Annotated in this window: 25 protein-coding genes; all 25 read right to left on the bottom strand. The window is 46.9% G+C overall.

The window, feature by feature from the left end; all coding sequences use genetic code 11:
* Positions 1 to 25: 25 nt before the first annotated feature.
* Positions 26 to 1618, bottom strand: coding sequence for a hypothetical protein (locus METH11B_RS0124275; RefSeq protein ID WP_026604269.1), 1593 nt, complete (start codon positions 1616 to 1618; stop codon positions 26 to 28).
* 110 nt (positions 1619 to 1728) lie between these two features.
* Positions 1729 to 2016: a hypothetical protein gene (locus tag METH11B_RS0124270; protein WP_020485701.1), complete on the bottom strand. Its 288-nt coding sequence runs from the start codon at positions 2014 to 2016 to the stop codon at positions 1729 to 1731.
* Positions 2017 to 2124: 108 nt separating this feature from the next.
* Positions 2125 to 2571 (bottom strand): hypothetical protein, encoded by a 447-nt coding sequence (locus tag METH11B_RS0124265; protein ID WP_026604268.1) that lies wholly within the window; start codon positions 2569 to 2571, stop codon positions 2125 to 2127.
* 93 nt (positions 2572 to 2664) lie between these two features.
* Positions 2665 to 5610 (bottom strand): DUF748 domain-containing protein, encoded by a 2946-nt coding sequence (locus METH11B_RS0124260; protein WP_231499668.1) that lies wholly within the window; start codon positions 5608 to 5610, stop codon positions 2665 to 2667.
* Between the two features lie 22 nt (positions 5611 to 5632).
* Positions 5633 to 7423, bottom strand: a complete 1791-nt coding sequence (locus METH11B_RS0124255) for a hypothetical protein (protein ID WP_036276420.1) — start codon at positions 7421 to 7423, stop codon at positions 5633 to 5635.
* Between the two features lie 234 nt (positions 7424 to 7657).
* The gene (locus METH11B_RS0124250) at positions 7658 to 8056 is read right to left on the bottom strand and encodes an RNA-binding S4 domain-containing protein (protein ID WP_020485697.1); all 399 of its coding nucleotides are present in this window, start codon (positions 8054 to 8056) and stop codon (positions 7658 to 7660) included.
* Positions 8049 to 8405 (bottom strand): rhodanese-like domain-containing protein, encoded by a 357-nt coding sequence (locus METH11B_RS0124245; RefSeq protein WP_026604265.1) that lies wholly within the window; start codon positions 8403 to 8405, stop codon positions 8049 to 8051. Before METH11B_RS0124245 ends, METH11B_RS0124250 begins: the two co-directional genes overlap by 8 nt.
* Before the next feature lie 25 nt (positions 8406 to 8430).
* Positions 8431 to 9387, bottom strand: coding sequence for a 4-hydroxy-3-methylbut-2-enyl diphosphate reductase (gene ispH, locus METH11B_RS0124240; protein WP_020485695.1), 957 nt, complete (start codon positions 9385 to 9387; stop codon positions 8431 to 8433).
* A 37-nt stretch (positions 9388 to 9424) separates the two neighbouring features.
* The gene (gene rraA / locus METH11B_RS0124235; RefSeq protein WP_026604264.1) at positions 9425 to 9910 is read right to left on the bottom strand and encodes a ribonuclease E activity regulator RraA; all 486 of its coding nucleotides are present in this window, start codon (positions 9908 to 9910) and stop codon (positions 9425 to 9427) included.
* A gap of 14 nt (positions 9911 to 9924) precedes the next feature.
* The gene (gene trhP / locus METH11B_RS0124230; protein ID WP_036276417.1) at positions 9925 to 11280 is read right to left on the bottom strand and encodes a prephenate-dependent tRNA uridine(34) hydroxylase TrhP; all 1356 of its coding nucleotides are present in this window, start codon (positions 11278 to 11280) and stop codon (positions 9925 to 9927) included.
* A gap of 113 nt (positions 11281 to 11393) precedes the next feature.
* On the bottom strand, positions 11394 to 12164 hold the full coding sequence (locus tag METH11B_RS0124225) for a glycosyltransferase family 2 protein (protein WP_026604262.1): 771 nt from the start codon (positions 12162 to 12164) through the stop codon (positions 11394 to 11396).
* 139 nt (positions 12165 to 12303) lie between these two features.
* Positions 12304 to 13335 carry a glycosyltransferase family 2 protein gene (locus METH11B_RS0124220; RefSeq protein WP_197026993.1) on the bottom strand — a complete coding sequence of 344 codons (1032 nt, stop codon included), beginning with the start codon at positions 13333 to 13335 and terminating at the stop codon, positions 12304 to 12306.
* Between the two features lie 8 nt (positions 13336 to 13343).
* Complete coding sequence (locus METH11B_RS0124215) at positions 13344 to 14645, bottom strand: lipopolysaccharide biosynthesis protein (protein ID WP_026604260.1); 1302 nt, start codon at positions 14643 to 14645, stop codon at positions 13344 to 13346.
* Between the two features lie 71 nt (positions 14646 to 14716).
* Positions 14717 to 15730 carry a glycosyltransferase family 2 protein gene (locus METH11B_RS0124210; protein WP_026604259.1) on the bottom strand — a complete coding sequence of 338 codons (1014 nt, stop codon included), beginning with the start codon at positions 15728 to 15730 and terminating at the stop codon, positions 14717 to 14719.
* A 51-nt stretch (positions 15731 to 15781) separates the two neighbouring features.
* Positions 15782 to 16915 (bottom strand): dTDP-4-amino-4,6-dideoxygalactose transaminase, encoded by a 1134-nt coding sequence (rffA, locus tag METH11B_RS0124205; protein WP_036276414.1) that lies wholly within the window; start codon positions 16913 to 16915, stop codon positions 15782 to 15784.
* Positions 16912 to 17793: a class I SAM-dependent methyltransferase gene (locus METH11B_RS0124200; protein ID WP_026604257.1), complete on the bottom strand. Its 882-nt coding sequence runs from the start codon at positions 17791 to 17793 to the stop codon at positions 16912 to 16914. Before METH11B_RS0124200 ends, rffA begins: the two co-directional genes overlap by 4 nt.
* Positions 17790 to 18158 carry a hypothetical protein gene (locus METH11B_RS0124195; RefSeq protein ID WP_026604256.1) on the bottom strand — a complete coding sequence of 123 codons (369 nt, stop codon included), beginning with the start codon at positions 18156 to 18158 and terminating at the stop codon, positions 17790 to 17792. The genes METH11B_RS0124200 and METH11B_RS0124195 overlap by 4 nt, the downstream gene beginning before the upstream one ends.
* The gene (locus tag METH11B_RS0124190) at positions 18155 to 18823 is read right to left on the bottom strand and encodes an acetyltransferase (protein ID WP_026604255.1); all 669 of its coding nucleotides are present in this window, start codon (positions 18821 to 18823) and stop codon (positions 18155 to 18157) included. The genes METH11B_RS0124195 and METH11B_RS0124190 overlap by 4 nt, the downstream gene beginning before the upstream one ends.
* Complete coding sequence (locus METH11B_RS0124185) at positions 18823 to 19677, bottom strand: class I SAM-dependent methyltransferase (RefSeq protein ID WP_026604254.1); 855 nt, start codon at positions 19675 to 19677, stop codon at positions 18823 to 18825. Before METH11B_RS0124185 ends, METH11B_RS0124190 begins: the two co-directional genes overlap by 1 nt.
* Positions 19678 to 19700: 23 nt before the next feature.
* A complete protein-coding gene (locus METH11B_RS0124180; protein ID WP_026604253.1) occupies positions 19701 to 20654 on the bottom strand; it encodes a glycosyltransferase family 2 protein in 954 nt (317 codons plus the stop codon).
* Between the two features lie 3 nt (positions 20655 to 20657).
* Entirely contained in the window at positions 20658 to 21476 is an 819-nt protein-coding gene (locus METH11B_RS0124175) for a phytanoyl-CoA dioxygenase family protein (RefSeq protein WP_026604252.1), read from the bottom strand.
* 39 nt (positions 21477 to 21515) lie between these two features.
* A complete protein-coding gene (locus tag METH11B_RS0124170; protein WP_036278285.1) occupies positions 21516 to 22205 on the bottom strand; it encodes a WbqC family protein in 690 nt (229 codons plus the stop codon).
* 118 nt (positions 22206 to 22323) lie between these two features.
* Positions 22324 to 23964 carry a hypothetical protein gene (locus METH11B_RS0124165; RefSeq protein ID WP_026604250.1) on the bottom strand — a complete coding sequence of 547 codons (1641 nt, stop codon included), beginning with the start codon at positions 23962 to 23964 and terminating at the stop codon, positions 22324 to 22326.
* Between the two features lie 9 nt (positions 23965 to 23973).
* Positions 23974 to 24627 (bottom strand): hypothetical protein, encoded by a 654-nt coding sequence (locus METH11B_RS0124160; protein ID WP_026604249.1) that lies wholly within the window; start codon positions 24625 to 24627, stop codon positions 23974 to 23976.
* Complete coding sequence (locus tag METH11B_RS0124155; RefSeq protein WP_026604248.1) at positions 24624 to 25895, bottom strand: glycosyltransferase 87 family protein; 1272 nt, start codon at positions 25893 to 25895, stop codon at positions 24624 to 24626. Before METH11B_RS0124155 ends, METH11B_RS0124160 begins: the two co-directional genes overlap by 4 nt.
* Between the last annotated feature and the right edge of the window lie 23 nt (positions 25896 to 25918).

Below are 25918 nucleotides of genomic sequence, written 5' to 3'. Positions count from 1 at the left end.
CGGAACCGGCCGGCAATCGTCTTTGTTATATAAAATCATAGCCTTTCTTCTTGTTCTGCGTGGGAATGACGTCGTCCAGAATACGCCGGCATTCGAACTGCCAGTAGCCCAAGCCGATATTTCTGCGGCCGTTCAAAATGATGGGAAAATTCTCATGTCCCATAAACATTCGCAATAAATCGCCGTCTTTCAAGCGAAAAGAATCCATGATAATAAAGCTTTTTTCGCCTTCGTTATCTCTTATGCCATAGATTAAGGCTTTCTTGCGCTCCGCGTCGGTGTCCGCCTCGAGCGCCTGATAAGCCACCGGGAAAGCTTGGGCGGCGATTACCATCACCTCGAATATCAGCTTGGAATCCTGCTTGGGGAGCAGTATTTTGCACACCACGCCGAGCGAGCGTTGTTGCGGCATCGCGTCTATCTTGCGGAAACTCACCAAGCTGCCGATAGACAGCACGCCTTCCTTTTGGAAATTACAAGACAAGGCGCGCTCGGAGTCAGTCTCGGCCCGTATTTCCAGACCGGTTTCCAAACCCGGCCTACCGGTTTCCAATAGATCATAGGTCGTTTCCAAACCAATAGCCACATATCTATCCAGCCGATCAGCAAAATATACCGTCCCTTGCGGCTCCTTCCCTTGCCAGCGCTGCATCAGATAGTCGAACAGTTCCGCCGATAGCTTTTGATGATTATTTTTATCGATCTCCAGCGAACTAAAGCGCGCTTCGTCCTTGCTGCACAACTTGTCTGCCTGCTTGATCACTTTACCCAACTTGGTCAGATTCAGGTAAAGCATGGCCGAGTCCGACCTGCGATCTGTTTGCGCGCCACTAAGCAAAAACGCCGGCGGCAGGTCTTCGTCCATTAAAATCGCGCATTGCACGGCTTGTTCGGCTACCGGTTTGGTTTCGATTTGCAAAAAATCGCTGATTTTCTCTAGAAACTCATAAACCAGTTGAAACTCTTTCTGCATCAAGCCGGAAGGATAGGCCAAACTTAACAGCAATATTTGTTTATAGCTGTCTTCGACTGACGACAGTTTGCTGAATATACCGCCCTGGTCGGCCACCTTGGAGCCAGCCTTATCCAGCTTCACGGCGAGTTTATACAACGAGTGCAAATCGATCCAGATCCAATCCGGCACCGGATAGCTCATCATGTAGTGACTTATCACTATCCGGCTCAAGCCCCGGATAGTCCGCTGTATCGCCAGCGCGGTAGACTTACCCTGTAACCAACCGATTTCGCGGCGGGTCAAATCCTTCACCACGCTCCAATAGCCGATGGTAAATTGTCTTTCGATTGCGCAGGCCAAGCCGAAGATTTTTTTTTCGCTTTCACCCTTTGGGAAACCGAACTTGATCAGTCGCGAGCGCAAATAATCGTCGATCAAGTAAAAGCTGTCTCTGAGTAACTCCAAGGCATGCAAGCGTTTTGCCGCTGGCATTTCCACCGAAATCAATTCACCCAACAACTCGTAAAACAAACGGGCAGCCAGACCGGGATTGGCAGTGGGCAGTTCCGCAATCCATTGCCGTAACGCATCGTCGGTAAACGACGCCGATAATTGGGGATCATTTTTTTGCTGGGGTATGACCAGAAAAAAAGAGTTTTTCACAAAGAATCCATTATTGATGAAAGTACTGGGTATCCCTCACTATGCAGGATGACATCCCAATAGGCGACAAAACCAACAGCGCGCTGCGTTGCTAAGCCATCAGCCATCGCCTAGAACAACCCTTCGTCGTCTATCATCAAATTTTGCAAGGCATTCACATCCTTTCTGAGTTGTTTCCTTGCCAATAACTTAGTTTGCACGCGTTCAGGAAGCTCGGTAAAAATCAATACCTGATTGGCCACCAGTAAATCCACCAAGTCGTCTATCACTCTGACCATATCGTTATCGGTGGCTGACAAGGCTTCCCTTGCCTTATCACTTGGGACCTTCTGCAAGAATACCGCTACTTCCGGGTGGTCGACATCAAGCCACTCGTCGCCGCTGTCGCGCAGTTGCACAATTGCACCTGCCTGATCTCGGACTATATACGGCACAGCTTACCTATCATTGTCATAATCAGCAAAATCTCTAACCTTACCGGTAAGCACTGGCAACGTAAAAACCGATCATCTAGGCGAGATAGTCAAAGCGCCCAGCGTGACACCAATGTCTATACCGCGACCCTTGCCGGAGAGTGCCAAAGAGATTTCGCCGCGGGTTAGCAGTTGCCCGTCTATCGACTTGGTGGCGCCGGCATGCCCTTCAAAAGCGACAAAGCTGCCATAGATTTCATTCAAATTTCTAACTTCGGAAAACACCCCGGTGCCCTCGATTTCCGATTTACCGATGGTAAAACCTATGCTCTTGGAAGCCAGTGCAACTTGTGCCCGCTGTCCGTTACTACAACTGATATTACCAAGGCCATCGTATTGCTTATAAACGAGTGACCAACCACTTAACTTGTAAGTCATCGTGCAGGATGTTAGCGATTGCGCGGCTGCCGGAGACACGAAAAACAGTCCGCCTAGGCTTAGCGCCAACAGCGGAATAAATCGAAAAAACTGGGTTGACATTAGAATCTCCATTTTTAAAAACCTTTAATACAAATCGACGCGCCACTATCGCTGCGTAAACGCCATTATATTACAAACAGTGTAAGCTTCCGTTTACTGTGAAGCGCTCAACGATAGCACCGACTTAATCCCATCGGCTGTTTCGGCCTGATTCAACTCGGTCGCCATTAGATACAGCCTATCTTTGCTGATCCCACCGGGCTCGGCCAGATACTGCGCGATATGGTTGGCTCTGGCAATCGCCAGATCGTTAAGGCGCTGCGGATCGGGTGGAAAAATGCCTTCCAGCTTCTGTTGCGCCAACGGGTAAAAGTCAGCGTCCGGATTACTCTTGATCCGTGGCTTGCCCAATAAGGATCTATCCATCTCCAGCGGGAAGACTTCGCCAAAAAACTTGGCCAGCAAGCGCTTGTAGTCATCGTCGGACAATTCAATGTATTCGTGCCGAACTTTCTCACCCTTGTCGCGCAACTCGCCGGACTTCATTTTTTTCAGTACATCTTTTACCGCTTCAAAACGCATCGCCGGCCAATCCATGTTTTCGTAGGCTATCCCTTTGATTTCCAGGGTCAACTCGGGTTTGCTGAGCAAGGCTTTGTTAAGCTGATCCAATTTAGCGGATTCTTCGACAGCTAATTCAGCACTACCCGGCGCAAAAGCCACCGCACTAAAATCTTTATCGTCATCCAATAACGAACCCAACGCCTTGAACGGTGACAGAGCCACTTTAGAGATAAGATTGACCAACACGTTGGCCAGCAAGGAACCGATACTGAATTTCGGATCTTCTAAACTGCCGGTGATTGGAAAATCCAGATTGATTTTGCCGTCCGTATCTTTCAGCAAGGCAATCGCCAAATGCAAGGGCAAGGACACTGCATTGGGATTTTCCACATGCTCACCCAACGTCAGCTGATCGATTAGCAATTTGTTCTGCACCGCCAACTCTGACTGCTTGATGGTGTATCGCAAATCCAGCGCCATTTGGCCTTTTTCAATTCGATAGCCGGCAAACTCAGCCATATAAGGCGTAATCAACGGCAAAGGCATATTGGTGAAATTTAGGGCAATATCCGAGTCACCTGTATCGAATTGATATTTGCCTTTGATGCCCACCGAGGCCATCTCGTAAACCTTACCCTTTAAAGCCAACTTGGCCTCGGCGTCTTTATCCGAGGAAAACCCGCTGACTTCACCGTTGAGACTATTCATGGCCGCCACGAACGGCAAAATCAAGGAGTAGTCGGAGAAATCGGATTTACCATCTTTCAATTCGATTTTACCGATACTGACTCGCGGCTCGGCGGATTTCTCGGCCGCCGCCTGTTTTGCAGGCGGTTTGGCTGCGGGCGCTGGTTTTGCAGGCGTTTGCGACACCAGCAGATCGTCTATATTGGTTTGACCGTCCTTTTTAATATTAAACCGCAGGTAAGGACGATCAAACATCACCCTGGCGAACTTGAAGTCCTGTTTCGCCAAATCGATGTCTATCCCCGAGACCTCTAAATTGGACCATTTCAAGAAATCCGCGTTCTTGACCTGATCCCGAGTCACCAAGCCTTCTAAATTGGCATCGCCTTGAAAGCTGAGTTGCAGCTGCTCGGCAACCGCCAATTGCAGATTGCCCTTCCCGCTAAAGTCGCCATCCACCAATTCCAGTTTCAAAAATGGATCCAGATAAGGCTGGAACACTTTAAGGTTGATATCCTGAATATCCAGCGTCCAAGACCCCGTAAAGGGCTGCAAACTCATCTCACCGTCAACTTTCAAACCACCGGTATTATTAAACTTGCTGCTCAATTGCACAGGCAATTTGCCGCCGTCCTGCGTGCTGAATTTCTGCAACTTGCAACTCAACTCGCTCAGTTGCAGCTCCAGCGGCTTCGGCAGACTGAAATCGGTAAAATGAATGTTGTAGTTGTTCAGTGCTAACTCATCCACTTTAACCAGCCACGGCTTGCTCTCCTCTGCAACCGCCGGTGTTGCCGATGGCTGAGTGGTGGCTGGAGCTGCGGTATCTCCGGCAAACAAGGCCTGGTAATTGACAATGCCGTCCGCTTGCAACCATGCGCTAATCGCCGCATCGCTGCTGGATACCGCACTAATCTCAACTTGCTGTTGATTAACATCGATATTAATTCCGCTGACAGCCAAGGCCGGCAGGCTGACTAAAGGCTTACCGTGATTGTTCTCGGTGATTTCCAGCTGCTTGATGTCGATGTTACCGTTGCTGATTTTTGTCAGTAAACCATGCGGCGCTTCGGCAAGCGTGTAATCGACTTGCAAGCCGAGCAGACCGTTGACGATTTCCACTGGCAGGATTTGTTGCAAAAATAATTGCCAGCTTCTTGCCAAACCAATCTTTTCCAGCTTCAGACGACCCTTTGACGCCAGTGGCGCAATCGAGAAATCACCATGCCATTCGATACTCCCGCCCGACTCCAAGCCCATGCTCAAATCGCCGACCGCGCTGCTTGCCGCTTGGGTGCTGAGCTCGTTAAGAGTCAGATTAAGCGGCAACAAGTTTTCCGATAGCACTTGACCGGTAACAGCGTCCTGCCAACTTATGCGTCCTTCTTTAATCGCAATTTGATGGACCAACAGCGCCAAGCTATCGCCGCCACTGTCTTTTGTGTCGGGCTGCGGCTCTGATTGTTTGACTTTTATATCCGCAAAATTGAACGCGCCATCGGCGCGACGTTCGATATTGAATTGCGGATTATTCAACTCGATAGCATCTAACACCACGCCGCCAAGCTTTGCCGATTCAACTGCGTCCAAATCGACGAATAAACGCTGGAAGCCCACCAGTTCTTTGCCGTCTTTAGGCCCCAAGGCAAAGCCTTCCACCATCAACGTGAACTTGAATGGGTTGAAGCGAATCTCTGATAGCCGGGCTTGTTGTCCGGTTTCTTCCTGCAGCAAGGCCGGCAGTTTTTTCAACGCCAGTGTCGGTACCAGGTAAAACCCCAAAAAGGCATAGAGTGCCAAAAGCGCGATTAGCCCCAGTGCCGCGATCAAGCCCTTTTTCCGCTTCATTGTCACCACCATGCGCTGGAAATTAGTGCAACTTATTCAATAAATCGGCTTCTATTCGACATCCGCCGAGATCCGGGTAATCGGCCAGATTTTGTTCGAAATCGCGGAAGGACGGATGTTGAAAAGCCAATCGGGCGATCTTGCCTTGCACTAACTCAAACTCCAAAGCCCCACCTTTTTCGCGCGGACTGCCGGGCTTGGTGACAAACAGCATAATGCCAATATTCGCCAAAGGCTGGCCTTGATCCTGAGCCGGACGCGCGCAACTGTAGGTCTCGACGTTCAACCCACTAAACACGGCGGCTAGCTGACCGGCGTTGATCAGCAAGCCTTCGTCGGCTACCGTCGGTACTTGCAAAAGCGCTTCCAAACCAAAGTTGCCCAGATGGTTTTGTAGTAACACCGTCCCGTTCCCACCTTTTTCGGTATTTAACAAAGGGTATAACTGCCGGGCGGCCTCGTCCTTGTTGGGATTTTGCAAGGCCGATAAAAATTGTCGCGCCGCCGATTGAATCGGGTTGATGACGCCTTCTTTTTTCTGCCGGGAGTTGGTCAGCGCCTCCCAATCCTCCTCGGTATTAACCGCCAGTTTCATGCTCTTCATCACGGCATAGTCTTCGCTCGCCAGACAGCCGGCGAAATCCTTAGCCCGGTATTGTTCCAGCAACTTCGGCCGAATTTCGTCTGTCATGGCCCGCTGTGCGGAGATATTAAAGTTTTTCCAATCCGGCGAGGTTTTACTCAGGAAATAATACAACACCGCATTGCGATCAAATTTATTGAAGCCCAAATCCTTCATCGCCAACTTCAAGCGCCGGCATTGGCTTTCTACATCCGGATAATTCTGCCAATCCGGTTGCAGATTGGGTTTGGCGGCCGGGTCTACCTGATCGATCAACTGCCGCAAACTCACTTCGCCGTTGGCGGTTTGGATCGGTACCCGCCACAATTCATCAAGTGACAAATCATGCGCATCGGGCGGCAGATCGCCGGAGGTTTTCAACAGCAATGAGGAGACAATTTCCGGGTACACCCGCAATTCGCCCAGCAGTTTGCTTTCGGAAGACCAGGCACTTAATCCACCTTCAACCACTTCGTAAACACCTAGACGGATTTGATTGAAACTACTGCTGTCGCCCGCAAGTACCACGCTGGCAGGCAAAGAATGCGTCTCGGAACTGTATTTACCGTTACCGGAAGGGCCGGCAGCCGGTGTTTTGGCCATCACTTGCGGATTGCTCTCCACCCAGTTGCCGGCCAGTTTGCCCATTACTGCCATACCGGCGCCGACGCCGGTGAAGGCGAACAAACTGCTGGCGGCATTAACGTCGCTGATCAACTGGGAAAGATTGGCTTCGTGGCTGTTACTGGTCAAAAAATTGTATTCGATCAGGGTGTCCTTACTGGAGTCGAGCCTTAACCAAGGCGTCAGAGAGGCTTTTTTGGTTTCCAGTTTGAAATTGCATTTGCCGGTGGTGGCTTGGTACAAAAAGCCGCTGGCTTCGCGCTTCAGTTTTAGCGGATCGTTATGAACGCTAAATACCAGCGCGGCGGATAGGTCGCCGTTTTCGTAGTGGCCACCTACATCGCTACAACCGCCTTTCAAGGCGTTATCCCCCTTGAAATCAAAGTCCGACACTAATTGCACATAGTAATCATCGCCACTCACCGTGGTTTGACCGCGTAGCGGCTTGATCGGTAAAGACTCGGTTTTCGGATAATCGACGGCAATTTGCCGGGTTGTGGCGCAACCGGCCATCAAACCGCTGGTTAGCAATGCAGTAGTAAGGACTGAAAAACAACGTATCGACATTAAATATCCTATGGTGTCGGGAAACCCAGGCAGGCATGTGCCCGATGCAGTATCGTTTAAATGTAGAATCGAGTTCTTAGGCGCCGCTTAATCGTGGTGCGATAAAATTTATCGTAAGGCATCTTGATGCCGCGGATAGACGCTATTCAAGCACTAATTCCATGCAAGTTAGCCGGGAATGATAAATTGAAGTGTGTTTTGTGGCTATTGTTTTGTTCGACGCTACGATAGCGCTTAGAGCGCGTCCTGTTTGAAGCGATGGATTTGCCGGCGTTGTTTTTTGTTCGGTTTATGCTCGCGCTCTGACGGATGCTGCAAGGATTGCTGCTGCTTATGTAACTCGATTTGCTTAAGCCGTTTATCGATACTGGCTTGGTCTTCGCTGTAAAGTGCCACTGCCTCTTTAGCCGGACGGCGTTGATTATTCAGATCGGTCACCGTAAGCTCCCAAGTGTATTGGTCCTTGGTGACGCTAATCAAATCGCCGACTTTCACTTCCTTGCCCGGCTTACAGCGCTGGCCGTTGACATGCACTTTGCCGCCGCTGACCGCATCGCCGGCCAGACCGCGCGTCTTGAAAAAACGCGCGGCCCACAGCCATTTATCGATGCGGACTTGATTTAACTCACTCAACGCTTAAACCGCTCTCCGTCCAGGCTTTAAAACCGCCCGCCATGCTGACTGCACCGCTATAACCCAGTTGATTCAATACCTGAGTAGCCAGCGCCGAACGCCCGCCAGTCTGGCAATAAACCACTATATCCGCCTGTTGCCGGCCTTGAAAATCAGGATGGCTGTCGATCTTGAACTCCAGCAAGCCGCGCGGAATATTGATGGCCCCCGGTAAATGTCCGGCGGCGTATTCGGCCGGCTCGCGCACATCCAGTAATAAACTGCTCAAGCGCGTTTGCGCAGTTGCCACGTCGATTTCAGTAATCTGCCGTTTGGCGGCAGCCACCAGTTCTTGGGCAGTAAGGCTCATAAAAACTCTCCAGTCGGAAACGGAATCAAGCTTCCATATGTTTTTTCAATTCTTTCGGAATCGAGAATACCACTTTTTCTTCTATACCTTTGTTTTCACGAACCTGGGTGGTTTCGCCGCCCCACTCCTTCAGCTGATTAATGACTTCCTGCACCAGCACTTCAGGCGCAGATGCCCCAGCGGTAACGCCCACCACGTTAATGCCATCCAGCCACTCTTGTTTCAAATCTTTATAGGTATCGATCAAAAACGCCTGCTTACCTAGCTGTTCGGCAATTTCCCGCAAGCGGTTGGAGTTGGAACTGTTCGGCGAACCTACCACCAAAATCAGATCCGAAATCTTTGCCAGATCGTGGACAGCATCTTGGCGGTTTTGGGTGGCATAGCAAATATCGTCTTTCTTCTGTTCCTTTATCGACGGAAACTGTTCACGCAATGCGTCGACCATTATTTTGGTGTCAGTCATCGACAACGTGGTTTGCGTCACATAAGCCAGATTATCCGGATTATTGACTCTCAGGTTTTTGACATCATCCGGGGTTTCAACCAGATAAATGTCGCCATGCTCGGTACACTTATCGTATTGACCCATGGTGCCTTCCACTTCGGGATGGCCGGCATGACCGATCAGAATCACTTCCCTATCCTGCTTGGCGTGCTTAGCGACTTGCATATGCACCTTGGTCACCAACGGACAGGTCGCGTCGAATACCGTCAACTTGCGCTCTTCGGCTTCTTTTTGGACTTGTTTGGAAACACCGTGGGCACTAAAAATCAAATACGACCCAACCGGCACGTCACTCAGTTCTTCGATAAAAATTGCGCCTTTTTCCTTCAAGCCGTCGACTACCGTACGGTTATGTACCACTTCGTGCCGCACATAAATCGGTGCACCGAAGGTATCGATCGCTTGATCGACAATTTCAATAGCCCGGTCAACGCCGGCACAGAATCCACGAGGGTTTGCGAGTACGATTTGCATATTCTTGAGTATTTTACTTGGTTAAGACAAAAGGATTTTAATCCAATTTTGTTTCCGAGACGATAATTCCGTCGCTATCGGCGTACAGATAGTGGTCTTTTTTGAAATTGACACCGGCAAAGGTAATCACCGAGTCTCGGTGCCCATGGCCGTGCTTACTGCTGCATAGCGGATGCGTATTCAAAGCCACCACGCCAATCGGCATTTTACTAATGGCTTCCGAGCCGCGAATACTGCCGTAGACGACGATACCCTGCCAGCCATTTTCGACTGCCAAAGCAGTCAAGGTATCCCCCAACAAGGCGCAACGCTTTGAGCCCCCACCGTCGATCACCAACACCCGATCAGTGACTTTTTCTTCCAGCACGGTCCGTACTAAAGTATTGTCCTCGAACACTTTTAAAGTAGTGATTTGCCCGCTGAACTGGCTTTTACCACCGAAATACCGAAACAAAGGCTCGGCAATCTGAAAGTTTTCTTGGGCGGAAAAACGGTCACATAAAGCGCCGGTAAGAAATGACATACAGCCTCCAAAGGCTAGTAATAACGCGCCAGCAATCCGTATTGGCAATCGGCGTCGGGCAGCGGAATCTTGACCTCGTACCCACCGCCGGACGCTTCCTGCATGGGCTGGCCGTATTTATCGACCATATTCTCCACCGTTATATCCCGATTACCATGCGGCAGGATCAATTCCAGTTTATCGCCTAGCGAAAACTTATTTTTGACGCTAATGTCCGCCCAACCGGTCTCGGCGTCGTAATGGGTAATTTCACCGCAAAATTGCTGCTGATGGCTTTTAGAGTAGCCGGACAGGTAATTTTGATGTTCGTGGGTGTGGTGACGCTGGTAAAAGCCGTCGGTGTAACCGCGATTAGCCAAATTATCTAAAACACCCAACAACTCGGGCTGGAACGGCCGGCCGGCCAAGGCATCGTCTATCGCCTGCCTATAGGTTTGCGCGGTGCGCGCCACATAAAAATGCGATTTGGTGCGGCCTTCGATTTTCAGGCTGTCGATACCGATTTCCACCAAGCGCTGCACATGCTCAATCGCCCGCAAGTCCTTAGAGTTCATAATATAGGTGCCGTTTTCGTCTTCCATGACCGGCAATAACTCACCCGGACGGCCTTCTTCTTCCAAGAAATAGATATTGTCGGCCAAAGGATGCCGATCAGCGCCGCCGCAACTGACGGTATTTAGCCCCTGGTTTAGATCATTCATCGAGATGACCGCACTATCGGCCAATAAATAATCGCCTTCGGCGTTTTCTACAGCTGGTTTAGTGTCGTATTTCCAGCGGCAAGAATTGGTGCAGGTGCCTTGATTCGGATCGCGATGATTGAAGTACCCGGACAGCAAGCAACGCCCGGAATAGGCAATGCATAACGCACCATGTACGAACACTTCCAGCTCCATATCCGGACATTGTTGGCGGATTTCGGCAATCTCGTCCAAGGACAATTCCCGCGACAGAATTACCCGCTCTACGCCCATGCTTTTCCAGAATCTGACACTGGCATAATTCACCGTGTTGGCTTGTACCGATAAATGAATCGGCATATCTGGCCATTGCTCACGTGTCATCATAATCAAACCCGGATCAGCCATGATCAAAGCATCCGGCCCCATAGCAATGATCGGCCCAATATCTTTAATAAACGTTTTGACTTTGGCGTTATGCGGAATCACGTTGGCAGCCAAAAAGAACTTTTTGCCCAATTGATGCGCTTCGGCTATACCTTTGGCTAGGTTATCGGCCATAAAATCGTTGTTGCGCACACGCAGGCTATAACGCGGTTGTCCAGCATAAACGGCGTCAGCGCCGAACGCAAAAGCGTAACGCATATTACGAATGGTGCCGGCGGGAGAGAGAAGTTCGATGTGTTTCATGTCTGTACTTAAAAATGAGCTGACAGGCATTCTAGCAAATTATCACCAGCATCAGGGTATCGCAAGCGTTGGCCAAAGAACCAGTAAAAACCTAAGCCGGAACGACTGCGGAATTACTTCGCGGGGACAGTCGGTCTATTGAAAAACTGCGGCATCCGGGAAAGAACCTTACGCAAAATAAACATCGGCATTCGCACGGACAGATTATTCTTTCGGCAAGCGTAATAAGCTTCTATGTTTCCTTTGATAATGCCGATCAGACTATTGTTGGAAATACCGCCGGTCCGCATTTTTATCCAGATTTTGGGAATATAGACAGCCTTCACCTTATTCACGGCTAGAAATCGCATAGTCAGCTCAAAGTCTGCTTGCCTGGAAAATTGTAAATCGAACCCGCCTAACTGCTCATAGATGCGGCGACGCACGAAAAAAGTTGGATGGGCCGGCATCCAACCTTTTTCGAATAAACCGCTACGATAGTTGCAAGAAGTCCAATATCGAACAATTTTTGAAGCATCATATCTGTCGACATACAACAAATCAGCGTAGCAGACGTCTACGGTGGGGTCGGAAAATATGTCGGCGACTTGGGATAATATCGTGTCATCGGCATACACATCATCGGCATTCAAGGTACCTATCACATCGCCGGACGCCAGAAAAATACCTTTATTCATCGCATCGTAAATACCGTGATCAGGTTCGGAAATAAACTTGGCCAGATGCTGACCATATTTACGGACTATATCGACAGTGCCATCGGTTGAGCAGCCATCGACTACGATGTGCTCTATAATATTAAAATCCTGCCGCGATACTGACAGCAAATTATCGCGAATAAACTCCGCCGCATTATAAGACACGGTGACTATTGATATTTTCATTAACCTGAGATAAATAAATACTTAAGAAGCTTGCAATAATTAATAGTCGTTTCTACCTCTAACAAACAGAACTCGTCCGTACACGAATAAGGCGAGCTTTATCAATCTTTAATAAAGACAATTGCTCATAACCAGAACACTAATGCCGAATAAATTTGCCCAACCGCACCCACACGAAAGCACAACCGCGCCTAAAGTCGCCAGTTAATACTCTCCCGATAAAAACCGATATGGCGCCGTAAGTTATTGCGAATCCTTTCGGCAGCTTAAAAATTGGCGCGACAAAACAATAAAAAGCCCAATGCCGAGAAAATCTGGCATTAAACCGTGAATAGGCAATACTCAAATCTTCGGTTCCGTGCAACCGTAGCCTTAACACATAGTATGGATAGTATCCTATTAACATATCCGATTCGAGTTTATGCTTAGTATCGACAGATAACCCACTATCGATATATTTATCAACAATAGCGCCAAACTTATCAACGAACACGTCCGAAAACGAGTACCCCCCGCTATTATTACGTTTATAAGCCACCAAATAACCGTCTACATATAGATTAACAGGCGCCTTTAAAGCGGCACTATAAATTAAATCAATGTGTACCAGATTGGTTCCGCAATAATCGCTGGCATCGACACCTTGCAAATAATCCTTGGATATTATATTTACGGAAATTAAAGTTGAAAACTTACCTAACTTAACGATAAACTCGTTTGAGTTTACAAATTCATACAACTTCTCACCACCACCGGGATATTCAGCCCTAAAGTCGAAGTCATATCCATATGCTCGAACCGAAACCACGCCATAACTTTTGCGTGCTAGCAAACTTTCCAGATGCTTTAATGAGCCATCTATCAGTAAGTCGTCATCGCCAAAAATTAAAACGTATTGACCCGCCGCCTGATTAAAACATTGTGCAATATTTAGATCAGGACCAATGTTCTCGGAGTTTCTTATATATCGTATTGGAAGGCCTTTGTTTAAGAACTCCTCAACGCAATCTTTAGTATTATCGGTAGAACAGTTGTCGGATATTAAAATCTCTATAGGGTGAGTTAAGTCACCAAGCTGAGATAAAATTTGTTCGATATTCTTAACTAAATAATCAGCCCTGTTCCAAGTTGGAATGGCAACAGTTAGCAACGGCCTAGTATGTTTATTCATATTTTTTATTATATTGTCGCGTGCCATTTTTTACGAAGCATTACCCACATCAACAGCGATGTCGGAAAACCGAAGCCAACATTTACTGCAAGTAAAACCATCACGATACCGGCAGAACCCCAAATTGGCGCCAGCCAAACCGAGCCACCGACGGTCAATAGCGCACCGGACAAGGACAACCAAAGAAAAGGCTCCTTGCGATGCGCCCTGAGATAGATAGCTAATAATCCGGAAATGTGGGCAAACAAAATTGCACCGATTAAAACAACGGTTTCCCAAAACGGTAAAAACCGTACGCCATACGCCGTGTAATCGGCTGCATAGCGAATCAAAACAAAAAACATCGCCCCAATAACAAATACCGCAAGCGAACGCTTAAAACCTTTGCTGAATTCGTTGTCCAGTAAATCCCATTCCTGCTGCCCGGCAGCTTTGGCTAACACGGGAATTCTGCTCGTCATCCAAGCTAGACTTAACAAACCCAACATGTTGCAAACAGTCATCGTCACACCCATTTGCCCTGCAACAACGGCATTCTGAGTCTGAAACAATAGCGGAGTGTGCATCTGAGTTAAAAAATACCCGCAGAGCCAGCTGATTCCCAAACGCCATTGCATCGGCCAAAGCTCTCGCCACCAACCGAAGTCTCCGGAAATTCCAAACAAAGCTGACACCCATAGTTTCGGATAGCGAAATAGTGCCCATACCAAAGCAATCAAGGCAGCCGATGCGGGCATCATAGCGACCGCATAAAGGCCGCCCCCCTCGATAAGCGTAAACCAAATGGCTATAGCTCCAACAATACCTTGCACCAAACGTAGCGAATAGACCTCTACAACCCTCCCGCTGCCTTCCACTATAGCCAAAACCGGCAATAAGGCCAAACCTACAGCCGTACTAACAACCAGAACCAACCAAGGTTGTTGCCAGGCTAAATCCGACTCCTGGGGCAGATGATTAAAGAAATACAAACCACCTGGATAAACCAACAAAAACAGCAGCCCTGAAACACCATACCAATACAACGCTTTTTTAGTCAGAGCCAGATAGCGGCCGACATTTTTACCAACGACCACCCCATGCGGCAACCAAGTCAATTCGGCAAATTCATGCGCCGCCTGCTGCACCAGTATGGTAGATAGGCCCATATCCAATAACGCCTGCAAGCCGGCGAGACTGGCAAAGGTGTAGTAGTAGCCTTGTTCGGCTGGCGATAAATATCGTGCGATGCAAAATAGCGTAACTAGGCCGGCGCCAGCCTGCCAACCCCGTTGCGCTAAAACTGCTAACGTTTTCTTATCGACCTGCATATAGTTTTGCCTCGAGTTCCCTGCATCCAATGAATGGATTGGCTAGTTATAAATTCAATTCGGCAAAAAAATCAAAGCCTGGATCGATCAATAGTTAAAGTTCTCTCGGGTAAGTTAAAAAGCTTACGATAAAATCGGCGCAACCCTCCAGCCAAACGGCCGGGCATTAAGCAATAGACCAGCAATACGATTAGTATACGGCCGCGCCAACCATCACCATATGCCATCATCGACAACAAATAATTGAATTGATTTATACCTTGGGCTTTATAGTTTAAAGCGACTTTAACCAACCATAAGCAGCCGTTCTTGCTATTCCTGTCCCTTGTCATATACCGAGTGATTTCCCCAATAAATTTTATACGGAGCTTTCTATCCTGCAAAAACCGACTAGTCCTGAACCAACCGGCATACCATTCCAAATCGCCGAAATAATATCCTGGGGCTGTATTTGGGGTATGTGTCATTATGTTATTTTTCGTACTGTAAACAACTAGAGGCTGAGCTTGAACAGCAAGGATTGCTGGTACTAATTGAGGGTAGGCATCACCAATATTCATGTAGGAATTTGGTAAATAAGCGGCCAAAATAGAACGCCGAGTTATTGTTGCGGAAATCATGCTAATACTAGCAAAGAATAACGATTCATTTTGAGCCAAATCCAGCGCACTGATAAGCTGACCTCTATGCTTATCCTCTACCAGCCAACCCAAACGAATAATATCGGCATCGCTATTTTCTAGCGCATAAATTAAATCTATAACATATTCTAGGTGCCAGTCATCATCATCGCCAATAATCCAGCAATATTTTGAATCAGTTATTTCCACTGCACGCAAAATATTACCGTTACCGCCAATATTATATTTATTGCGATGATATTGCAGATTAGGCCATTGTTCCTGATATTCAGCCACAACATCACCTGTTTCATCTGTCGATGCATTATCCAAAACATGCAAACGCATCTCGGCCAGACCGGCATCGAGAAAAGTTCGCAAAGTTTCTTTTAAACATGCGGCCCGATTATAGGTAATTATTACAGGCTCTAAGATGCGATTATTCCAATTAACGCTATCAGACATTTATTTTAAATATTCAAGTTATGTATGACATATTATTCTGGAATAACTAGATTAGCAATTCAATAATTTATTCAAACTCTCAATAATATAGGGCAACTCTTCTTCGATACCTAGCCAAAAAGGCAAACGTAGTAAGCGTTCTGACAGTTGACCGGTATTTGATAGCTTACCATTAGCTCTTCCGAAATTGCGTCCAGCCGGCGATGAATGCAACGGTACATAATGAAATACTGCATTTATACCTAGTTTTTGCAGTTCGTTAATTAGGTGTGTTCTAATAACTAAAGAATCTACCAAAATATAATACATATGAGCGTTATGTTGGGAAGGATCTGGCATAACAACAGGCCGCCTTAATTTCCCAATTTCTTCAAGCAATGCCAGAGAATGATGGTAAGACTCCCAAATAGATAGCCTACGCTTAGTTATATTGCCAGCCTCCTCCAGTTGCGCCCACAGGAAGGCGGCGATCACCTCGCCCGGCAGGTAGGACGAGCCTATATCCACCCAGGTGTATTTATCCACCTGCCCGCGGAAGAACTGGCTGCGGTTGGTGCCTTTCTCTCGGATGATCTCGGCCCGCTCGACAAACCGCTCGTCGTTGATCAGCAGCGCCCCGCCCTCGCCCGAAATCACGTTCTTGGTCTCATGGAAGGAATACGCGCCCATGTGGCCGATGGCGCCCAGCGTCTTGCCCTTGTAGGTGGAAAACACCCCCTGCGCTGCATCTTCGATCACCAGCAGGTTGTGGCGTCGGGCAATGTCCATGATGGTATCCATCTCGCATGCCACCCCGGCGTAATGCACCGGCACGATGGCCTTGGTCCGGGGGGTGATCGCGGCCTCGATCAGGGTTTCATCGATGTTCAGCGTATCCGGACGAATATCCACGAACACCGGTACCCCGCCGCGCAGCACAAAGGCGTTGGCGGTCGAGACAAAGGTATACGAAGGCATGATCACCTCATCGCCCGGCTGGATGTCAGCCAGCATCGCCGCTATTTCCAGCGCCGCCGTGCACGAGTGCGTCAGCAAGGCTTTTTTCGCGCCTGTTTCTTCTTCCAGCCAGCGATGGCACTTTTTGGTGAACGGGCCATCCCCCGCCAGCATGCTGTTGAAGTGGGCCTCGGCGATGTAGAACAGCTCCTTGCCCGTCATGTAGGGCTTGTTGAAAGGGACTTTCACTGAAAACTCTCCAAGGTTTCTGATCGCACCAATGTGCAATCAATCACAGGCTGAACAATTGGCGGGATCAAAATTGCGATTTTGTGCAGCCCGCTTCCAACCACCATCTTGAGAACTTGGCGCATCCACGGAGTCCGACGTGCGGAAAAAATCGGGTCTGAAGCCAATCGCTCAAGCATCCGATAGAACAATTTCTTTCCAAAGTAAACTTTTAACGCTTTGTTCTTCACTACAACATTTCTTATTTTCGGTACCGTAATCCAGTTCAAGGAATTCCATAAGCCTTCAGGGTCTTGCAAATCTTTTCTGTTCCGAATGGACTTTAGAAACACTTTTTCCGTCAATTTTTTTGAACCCAACGTTGGAACATTGAAATGCGCCTCGTACGGAAACATATAGTTGGGGCATGCGAAGCGATAGGCCCCTCCACAGGCAAGACTCCGGGAGACGCTATTGATTACCGCTTCGACATTACCCACGTGCTCCATCACATTGATGGAAAACGCAAAGTCGAACCTGTTTTTGATTTCGAGCGATTCCGCTGGAATCTCCAATAAAACAGGCATGCATTTATCTTCAATCGCCTGCGCCACGACCAGCGAACGCAATCGATCAAAATGCGAAAAACCCTCGCCTGTCGGCTCAAGGGCGGTGACGCGGTAACCTTCACGCACCAGTTGGGACGACAGGATCAACGCTCCTGCACCCACTTCGAGAATCTGTGCACCGGACGTTAATTGCTGGAGATTGGGCTCAATATAGGTTCTCCCAAAGCGGGCCTCGCCAGCATAGGTGTTGAACAATTCCAAAAGCTCTGGCGCGTCGTGAGCGACCTTTGTGTGAAGCCTGTCGAGCCATTCATCCATTTCGGGGTTCATGACTCCGTAGCCCCAAGCACGATACCCGCAAGAATGAGCGTGGCCGCAGCCATTCTTATGACCGAGACAGGCTCACCCAAAAATAACCAACTCCCCACCATCACCATGAGGAATGTCACCCCGATATAGACAGGGAAGCCGATGGAGAGAGGAATACGAGACACCACGACCAGCCAAAGAAAAGAACCCAGCAGGGCCGTAGCATAGGCAGAGAGAATGTATCCATCGGAAAAGTAACCTACCAACTTATGGATAAAATCCTTATCGAGCGAAACCACCCCGCCTAATTGTGCACGCCACTTGACGACCAACTGGCTGTAAGCAACAAGGAAAGCGACGGGGAGCACGTAAAGTAACAGCCTCATTTCACGCAAACTCCCGTCTGTTCAGAGATACTTTCTACCCGCTTCGCCGGCACGCCCTGGTACCAACCCAGAGGCTCGCCATCGTCAAGCAGGAGTGACTGGGCCGCCAACAGCACGTCGTCACCAACACGACGCTGATGTACAACCGTCGAGGTGAATCCGAAAAAGCAGCGGTCACCGACTGTGACTTCCCCACCCACGGTCACGTTGCTGGCAAAGAAGTTGTGGTGGCCGACGACGGTGTCATGGCAAAGCGTGGTGTTGGACCACACGACGTTGTTGTTCCCCAGTCGCACCCCGGGTTCCACGACCGCGCCGGGCATGATGAAATTGTTTTCTCCCATTTGTACGGTTGCCGCTAAGAATCCCGAGGTGGAGACGATGTTCTGCAAACCATATCCGGCGGCCTTGGCACGGTCGAACAAGCGTTGGCGCTGGCGCATTTCGCGGTAGCCAACGGCAACGTACATCGACGTTGAGGCCGGAGGGTGTTGCGCCGGGCACGCCTCCCAACTGAACACGGGCAAACCGCAACATGTATCGATATTTTTTCTGTCGGCATCCACGACAAACCCCAGCACCCGCAACCCCATTTCGTGGGTGGCGTAGTAATGGGCCAACCGGGCCAGCGACCCCGCGCCGAAAATCACCAGTGGCCTGGTCATTATTTGACGAAAACGAACCGCAGGTATTTGAACAGGTGTGACGACACCGGCAGGACGGCGTTCAGATACTGCTCTACCGTATCGGCATCCGCACGGGACTGCTCGTGCATCACCTTGGCCTGGCCGAGGAACCATTCGAATTCGACGCGGCAATCCGAAAAACCGATGGCTCGCGCGGCCTCCAGCACTTCCACAGCACTGAAGCCCTTGTCATGGGTCTTGATCGGCTCCGCCTTTTCCAGCAACTCGGCGTTCATGCCGTAGTGCTCTTCATAGTGCTCGCCGTTATGCAATGCACCCTGAATCTCGCGATGAACGATCGGGGTGATCGGCAATACCCCGCCGGCGAGCTTTTCGGCCCCGGCAATCGCCATGATGAAGTCGCGATTGGGGTTGAGGTCGGAGTAGAACACCCCGCCTTTTTTCAGCACGCGATATGCCTCCTGAAGAAATGCGCGGTAATCGACCAAATGATCCATGAAGGAGTACGCCGTGGCGAAATCAAACGTATCAGCAGAAAATGGCGTGCTTTCGGCCATACTTTCATGCAAGGTCACATTGCCTGAACTCAGGTCTACCTGCTTCATCATGTCTTGGGTAATATCCACGCCATGCACTTCGCCGAACAGGTCATGCATCAGGTGAATCATGAAGCCGGTGCCGCAACCGAAATCGATCACCTTGTTTTTCTCGCGGCAGGCAGCAGTCAGCCGCAGCAGGATATTGCGCACCTTTTCCTGGTTTTCGGGACGAAAATGCGGGCTCTTGTTGTATTCACCCGCGTTGGCGAGAAACGCATGGACGTAAATGTTGGCATTGATCGCCTCTTCCCTGCTTACCGTGGTCTGACTCATGGTTAAAACCTCTCAGTTAATTCTTAATCCCGTACCCGGGAAACATTGATTCTTTCCTGCACCAGATATCTGGGGCGGTGCAGCACTTCCTGATACACGCGGAACACGTAGCTACCGATCACCCCCAGGGTCATCATGACGCTGCCCAGGGTCAGGCAAAGCACCAGCAGAATCAGCGTGCTGCCGCCGGGCAGCGAGGCCCCGAACAGCAAATACTGCAGCGTGACGACCAGCCCATACAGCAGGCTGCCAAGCAGCAGGATCACGCCGAACATCATGGAGAGCCTGTGTGGCACATCGGTGTAGCTGATGAGGGAGTCAACCGCCAGTTGCAGGCGTTTCCTGAAGGTGTAGGAACTCTTGCCATGCGGCCGATCATGATAGGGGAGCTCCAGAAAACAGGATTTGAACCCCATGAAGAACATGAGCGGTCCGTAGAGAACGTTGACTTCCCTGAACTGCAACACGGCCTCCAGGAACTTGCGGTTGAAGGCCCGGAACGTCCCGATGTTCAGCGGCACGTTGGTTTTTACAATGCGGGCGAAGACGTAGTGGTAGAGCGTCGAAGTCAACCGGCTTGTCATTTTCCTGTCCGTGGACTGCTTGATGGTGTAAGCAATGTCGGCGTCTTCCGCACGCAGCTTTTGCACCAGCTCGACAATGTCTTCCGGCCTGTCCTGCAGGTCGGCATCCATGAGGATGGTGATCTCCCCTGAAGCATGTTCGAAACCAGCACAAATCGCCGGATGCTGGCCGAAGTTTCTCGACAGGTTGACGACCTTGACCGCAGGCGTTTCCGCGGCAAGTTCCTTCAGGATGGCAAGCGAGTTATCGCGGCTACCGTCGTTGATGTAGATAATCTCATAGCCACGGGAGCATTGTCCGAGGGTCGCCAGCAGGCGCTCTGTCAGTTCCCGCAACGCAGCAACGTTGTTGTACACGGGAATCACGACACTGATTTCCACTAAACCCGGCATCGCTTACCCCTGATTCGCCTTGTACAAACGCTGCTCTTCCGGCAGGAAAAACTCTTCCAGGTTGGTCGGCAACCGGGTGTCAAACCCGATCAGCCTTCTCGCCTGAGCGTTTAATTGACAACTAATCTCATTCGGTATGAAACGCACCCAATCCATGCGGGGCTTCATGAAAGACCTACATGCATTGAGTGTCATCGAGTGATTCCAGTGATCGGTGGTGTTTTCAAATGTACGATGATAAATCCTCGCATTGAATAACAACAGCGACCCGGCCTTACAATCCACCTGAATACAGTGCTTCTCAAAGAAATCTAGCCCAGGATTGATGTCCGAATGCTGTGAGCCAGGCAAAATCTTGAGCGCCCCACCGTTATCAAACGTGTAATCATCAAGCACCCAAATCAACCCCATGTTAAAGATATACCCCGGATGAAAACGAGGACAATCAACATGCAATCGGCTTGAGTAATTGCTTCCATGCGGTGGAATCGACGATGACGTCGCCGCGTACATGATCCAATGTTCACCTAAATGAGGGGCGATTAACTGCTGCAGGCGTGGGTCCTCCAAGAGACGGCCATAGTTGATGTCTCGGTTAATCAAGTCATGTATTTGGTAGCGGTCCAGAAAGCTTCTCTCAACTCCTTCAATCGGTTTAAACTCACTGATTGCGCACTCCATGGAAGTCCTAAGAATATTTACCTCTTCCTTACTAAGAAAATCGGGGAGTTCACTATAACCACGTGTTTGAATTTGGTATATATGCTCTGCTACTTCTGCACTAGCAAGTAATTCCTTATTGCTTACATCGATATTTTTCATAATTTAAATATACTCCACGCCATATACTAAAACAGCCTATTACTTTGCTACGAATTTCATATAGCGCGAAGAGTTTTGACCACAGTTAAACAATAAATCAACTATTGAAACTCCATGACAAAACTCCCCCCACAACTGCGGATATTCAGGATAACCATCGTAATTAATCCAACTAACATTGATACCCTCTTTTATGAAAAATTCTTGTTTGATGTAGTCAATTGCAGAGGGCCCAGAGAAATATTCACACGCGTTTGATTGCAAACATAAGCTAACAAGACGCTCAGTTTTTCCATCTCCTATAGTGTAGTCCCAAGAATTTTTGATAACCGTATCGATATTAAGGTAACCACAAATAGCCTCGATGAGAGTTCTATTAAACACTGACAAATTCAGGTGATTTTGCCCTAAATAAATTGGCTCCAACAATGAAGAAATCTCAAAAAAAAACGGCGCCCTTCTGTAATTTGCTGCTAGTGTTTTCCAATGCTTGTGCTGCCATAAACTGTTCGACATTTCCACATCGCGAATTCGTCGACTTATTCCCTGCCCCACTGGAACAGTAAGCCACTCGACACCTTTGGGTGTCTTAATCTTATTGCGATTTCGCCAATCATTCTTAGTAAACTGCATATCATCATAGAGAATAAACTCATCAACAGCCGCGATAATATCGAAGTAACCCTTCCACGGAATATAGTTCGATTGAAGAATAGCTACTTTTTTCACTTTAAAGTCACAGTAGAATAATAAAATATATGTGTGTTTACATTGAGCAATGTCATGCACCGCATACTATTTTACATTATCAAATAATTTTATAAATAGAATTCGGTGTACAGAATCCCTAAATAAGCTTTGCGCAACATAAGCCATTTTGAACATGCGTGTAAGGAATATTAGCATGCTGAACATACCCACAACGAGCAATAATTGCGTTAGGCTTTGCAACGTCAAGCACACTTAAAGTTCCAGTTCCGATCAACTGCCCTTGTAAGTCAAGATATGTAATAGGGAATAATATGGGAAAACGTTTCAAACTATCGTAGACTAAATCATCAACAATGATACGCCCTTTATCCAAATCTATATCGCACAGACTTGCCATGGCAACCACATCGGCATTTATATTATTTAAGTTTTTCAATGCAATTGACGGCCCCTCAAAGCCTTCTATCAATTGCTTTGTAAAAATTTTATAGTTCACCAATAACGATGCAATAACAACAAACATACAGAAAAATGAATAGAACTTAACAAATTTTAAAAAAGACTGATTCACATTATTTGCCAGCACCAACCCAAGTATAACTGATGTGATTACATTCAAGAAAAATGTTCTATAAAAATTATGAGCCGCATCATAAAAGTATAAAAAAACAATAGGGAAAATAGCCAGAATCAGCAGAAAACTACAAAAATAATTAAAACTCAAGGCATTAACTTTTCCATTCCGCAGACTAAAAATAATTTTACATAAAAATATTGATAAGCTATATATTAAAATAACAAAAACAGCCACCAAATTAAAAAACAATATAAATCTTATTAGAAAATTTAGAACCGATATACCAACCGAGCCTTCACTAACAGGAGGCAAATAGCCTATAGTATAACTAGCATTATATAAGAAAGGTTGTGAATATCCTATAAAACCATCAATCAACCATTTAAGCACTCCTTTTGATAAAACCAAATCGAAATCGATTGTCAATGAGGCAAAAAAATTCTCGATATTAGGATAATTTGGACACATCAACCTCTGCTTGGAGTAAAATATAGCCGACAGAGTAATACTACTAAAGTATATACCAACAATTGACCATGTTATTTTCTTGTTAGGAAAATAAGATAACAAATACAAACACAATACGAACGTAAGCGGGACAAACAAAATCCCTTGAATATGTACAAAAATAGAAAGCCAAGCACTAATTATCAACCCCATCAAGGTTATAAGACAAATAGATGACTCTCGATAATTTCGCTCAGAGCACACAATAAAGGCTAACAAGCAAAAGAAAAGATTAAATAAATGTAAAAACTCTGGCCTAGCCATAACTAACCCGGACCCCGCAACACCTATAAATGCTGTTGTAATAATTGTCGCGGAATAATGATTACTTAATTTTGCGACTCTGTATATGGCAGTTAAAACTATCGCCAAAGTGACTAACAAAGGGATAAATCTAAAATACACAGGAGACATGTTAAGCATGACAACCGATAAAACCCATGCCGGAAACTCAAGTAACAATGGAGTTTCTTGTTGCCACGATGGACAAAGCACGTATAACCCGTGCCCCATGCCATGGTCTTGAATATACCTCCCTGAACTAAACTGCAGAGCGATCTCATCAGGATAATAAGGCATATCACGCCAAACAATTAAAGACAGAATACATAAACCACTGACAAAGATTGCTAAATAGTTATTTTTTTGATAAAAACCCATGATTTGAATATATTGTCCAGCTTTAAAATACAATTTATAGACTCACGACCTATAATACTCAATGATTAGCAAGCTTGAAAACATCCACATGAATAGCGCTACTAAATAAACTGTCCCATAATCGATAGATACAATATCAAATGACTTTGATGCGGGAGCCACGATTTCTGTTGGCTTCATACTCAAAATAATCAATTTTAGCTGGGAAATTGATTCAACTGCCTGACTATTGCATTCCTTCTTATCTAAAATTTTCTCCCAATAAAGTATTTCATTTTTGACACTATTGAGTTCTTTGTTCAATTTTTGCTGATGATGATCGACAATTTTCTGAGCTAAAGCGGAAACTAAGCGCTCAGCATCGTCAACAGAATCCCAATGGACTAGTATCTTTATTGCTTTATTATTATCGATAGGATGCGTCCTAATTCTTTTTGAGAGCTTATTAGGAGATACGTTATTAGCAGTCGCCACCGTAATTAAGGTTTCTGAGTTACGTAAATATTCGATGGACTCCGCCGCACCAGCAATGGGCGTATTGTTATCAAATTGACCTAACTTAATTATAATTTGTGCCTCATATTTAACAGGCATTACTTCCAGCAAAATAAAGGCCATTAAAACCCAGAACAGGAGATTTAAACCTATATATTTCTTATTTTTTATCAGCGCATCAACTAGGCTTTTAAATGTCATGAAAATTTCCTTAAAGATATTAAAACCGGGTAACTCATGATTATCAACATGAAAAGCAGACAAAATGGACGAATATATGCACCAAATGTCAACCCGGTTGATACATCCACGTAATGCTGAGAAAGAAAACTAAATTGATTGAACTCAATTATCGGACCAACCACAAAATCTAGAGGAATCAACAGCACAAACATGATTATCCTTCTATATTTATTAGCATATCTTCCAATTAAAATTGCACTTAAATATGGCAGTAACAAAATAACTGCATACCCCCCTGGAGAATCAGTAGCCACCATCATACAAAGCAAAACAACTACGCTTAATTGCTCCCAAGTGAAAAAGTGAGCTTTTCGCGCTGATAAAAATAAAATATACGCCGCAACAAAAAGAACGAACCACCTTAAAAAGTGCGCAGCCAAATAGAGGATTCCCGGAATCCGGTCCTGATAGTAAAAGACAGCTTTCGACCAGGAACTAAGCGAAGTTGTATACCAAACTTTCTGAAAAAAATCCGAATTAACAGCGCCAGAAAAAGAAAACATATTTTCGAAAATTTGCCTATAGTTTCCATCTTCCAACACAAGCATACTTATTTGATTAATCAATAATGATGCAAAAAGACTCATCAAAAAGTATGTATATTCCCTTTTAAAAAACGGCACAAACCATAGCACTATTAAATACTGCTTAATATTTATAGCCAACGCAAGAAATACCGCGTCTTTCCAATTGACGCCAAAAGCCTGAGAAAAAGCCAACAACATAAAAGCAACTATAATATAGTTCCCTCTTTCTAACGCATAAAGCCCGGGGAATTGCATCAGCAACGCGAGAAATATAATTATCTCAACCGAAATATATTTTATCCTCACCCGCTTTACGATTAATTTTGTACATAAAAAAATTGCACAAAAATAAAATAAAAATAGCCAAGCGATAGAATGTGGCGCGCAATCTCGTAACTCTGCAGGTAAAACAACGGAAGCACAATAATCCGGCACTAACATTTGCGCCAATGCAAATACACTTATCGGATAAATTGATTGCCATATATCATAACGCCCATCATTCAGACTCCAATAATTTGTATTATAGAAGTCCATAAATGTATCTAAAGGCGCAAAGAAAAATGGTGGTATTGCAGAACCGCTGGATTCAAAATACTTGACAAAAAAGATCAGAAAAATTAGCTCTGAAAAGATTATCCATACGAACCACCAATGAATATCTTTATTTTTTACACACACACTATCAGCTGAAGTCATTCAATATGCCATCCATACTAGAT

It is taken from the genome of Methylomonas sp. 11b, assembly GCF_000515215.1.
Classification (GTDB): domain Bacteria; phylum Pseudomonadota; class Gammaproteobacteria; order Methylococcales; family Methylomonadaceae; genus Methylomonas.
This window is presented reverse-complemented; position numbering and strand designations above follow the sequence as displayed.

Coding starts and splice junctions, on each gene's coding strand:
- METH11B_RS0124265 (WP_026604268.1), bottom strand. CDS start 2,571: ATGTCAACCCAGTTTTTTCGATTTATTCCGCTGTTGGCGCTAAGCCTA.
- METH11B_RS0124215 (WP_026604260.1), bottom strand. CDS start 14,645: ATGCAGGTCGATAAGAAAACGTTAGCAGTTTTAGCGCAACGGGGTTGG.
- ispH (WP_020485695.1), bottom strand. CDS start 9,387: ATGCAAATCGTACTCGCAAACCCTCGTGGATTCTGTGCCGGCGTTGAC.
- METH11B_RS0124175 (WP_026604252.1), bottom strand. CDS start 21,476: ATGAAAAATATCGATGTAAGCAATAAGGAATTACTTGCTAGTGCAGAA.
- METH11B_RS0124180 (WP_026604253.1), bottom strand. CDS start 20,654: ATGCCGGGTTTAGTGGAAATCAGTGTCGTGATTCCCGTGTACAACAAC.
- trhP (WP_036276417.1), bottom strand. CDS start 11,280: ATGAAACACATCGAACTTCTCTCTCCCGCCGGCACCATTCGTAATATG.
- rraA (WP_026604264.1), bottom strand. CDS start 9,910: ATGTCATTTCTTACCGGCGCTTTATGTGACCGTTTTTCCGCCCAAGAA.
- METH11B_RS0124260 (WP_231499668.1), bottom strand. CDS start 5,610: ATGAAGCGGAAAAAGGGCTTGATCGCGGCACTGGGGCTAATCGCGCTT.
- METH11B_RS0124155 (WP_026604248.1), bottom strand. CDS start 25,895: ATGACTTCAGCTGATAGTGTGTGTGTAAAAAATAAAGATATTCATTGG.
- METH11B_RS0124220 (WP_197026993.1), bottom strand. CDS start 13,335: ATGAATAAACATACTAGGCCGTTGCTAACTGTTGCCATTCCAACTTGG.
- METH11B_RS0124225 (WP_026604262.1), bottom strand. CDS start 12,164: ATGAAAATATCAATAGTCACCGTGTCTTATAATGCGGCGGAGTTTATT.
- METH11B_RS0124210 (WP_026604259.1), bottom strand. CDS start 15,730: ATGTCTGATAGCGTTAATTGGAATAATCGCATCTTAGAGCCTGTAATA.
- METH11B_RS0124185 (WP_026604254.1), bottom strand. CDS start 19,677: ATGAGTCAGACCACGGTAAGCAGGGAAGAGGCGATCAATGCCAACATT.
- METH11B_RS0124195 (WP_026604256.1), bottom strand. CDS start 18,158: ATGAGGCTGTTACTTTACGTGCTCCCCGTCGCTTTCCTTGTTGCTTAC.
- METH11B_RS0124190 (WP_026604255.1), bottom strand. CDS start 18,823: ATGACCAGGCCACTGGTGATTTTCGGCGCGGGGTCGCTGGCCCGGTTG.
- METH11B_RS0124255 (WP_036276420.1), bottom strand. CDS start 7,423: ATGTCGATACGTTGTTTTTCAGTCCTTACTACTGCATTGCTAACCAGC.
- METH11B_RS0124160 (WP_026604249.1), bottom strand. CDS start 24,627: ATGACATTTAAAAGCCTAGTTGATGCGCTGATAAAAAATAAGAAATAT.
- METH11B_RS0124245 (WP_026604265.1), bottom strand. CDS start 8,405: ATGAGCCTTACTGCCCAAGAACTGGTGGCTGCCGCCAAACGGCAGATT.
- METH11B_RS0124200 (WP_026604257.1), bottom strand. CDS start 17,793: ATGAACCCCGAAATGGATGAATGGCTCGACAGGCTTCACACAAAGGTC.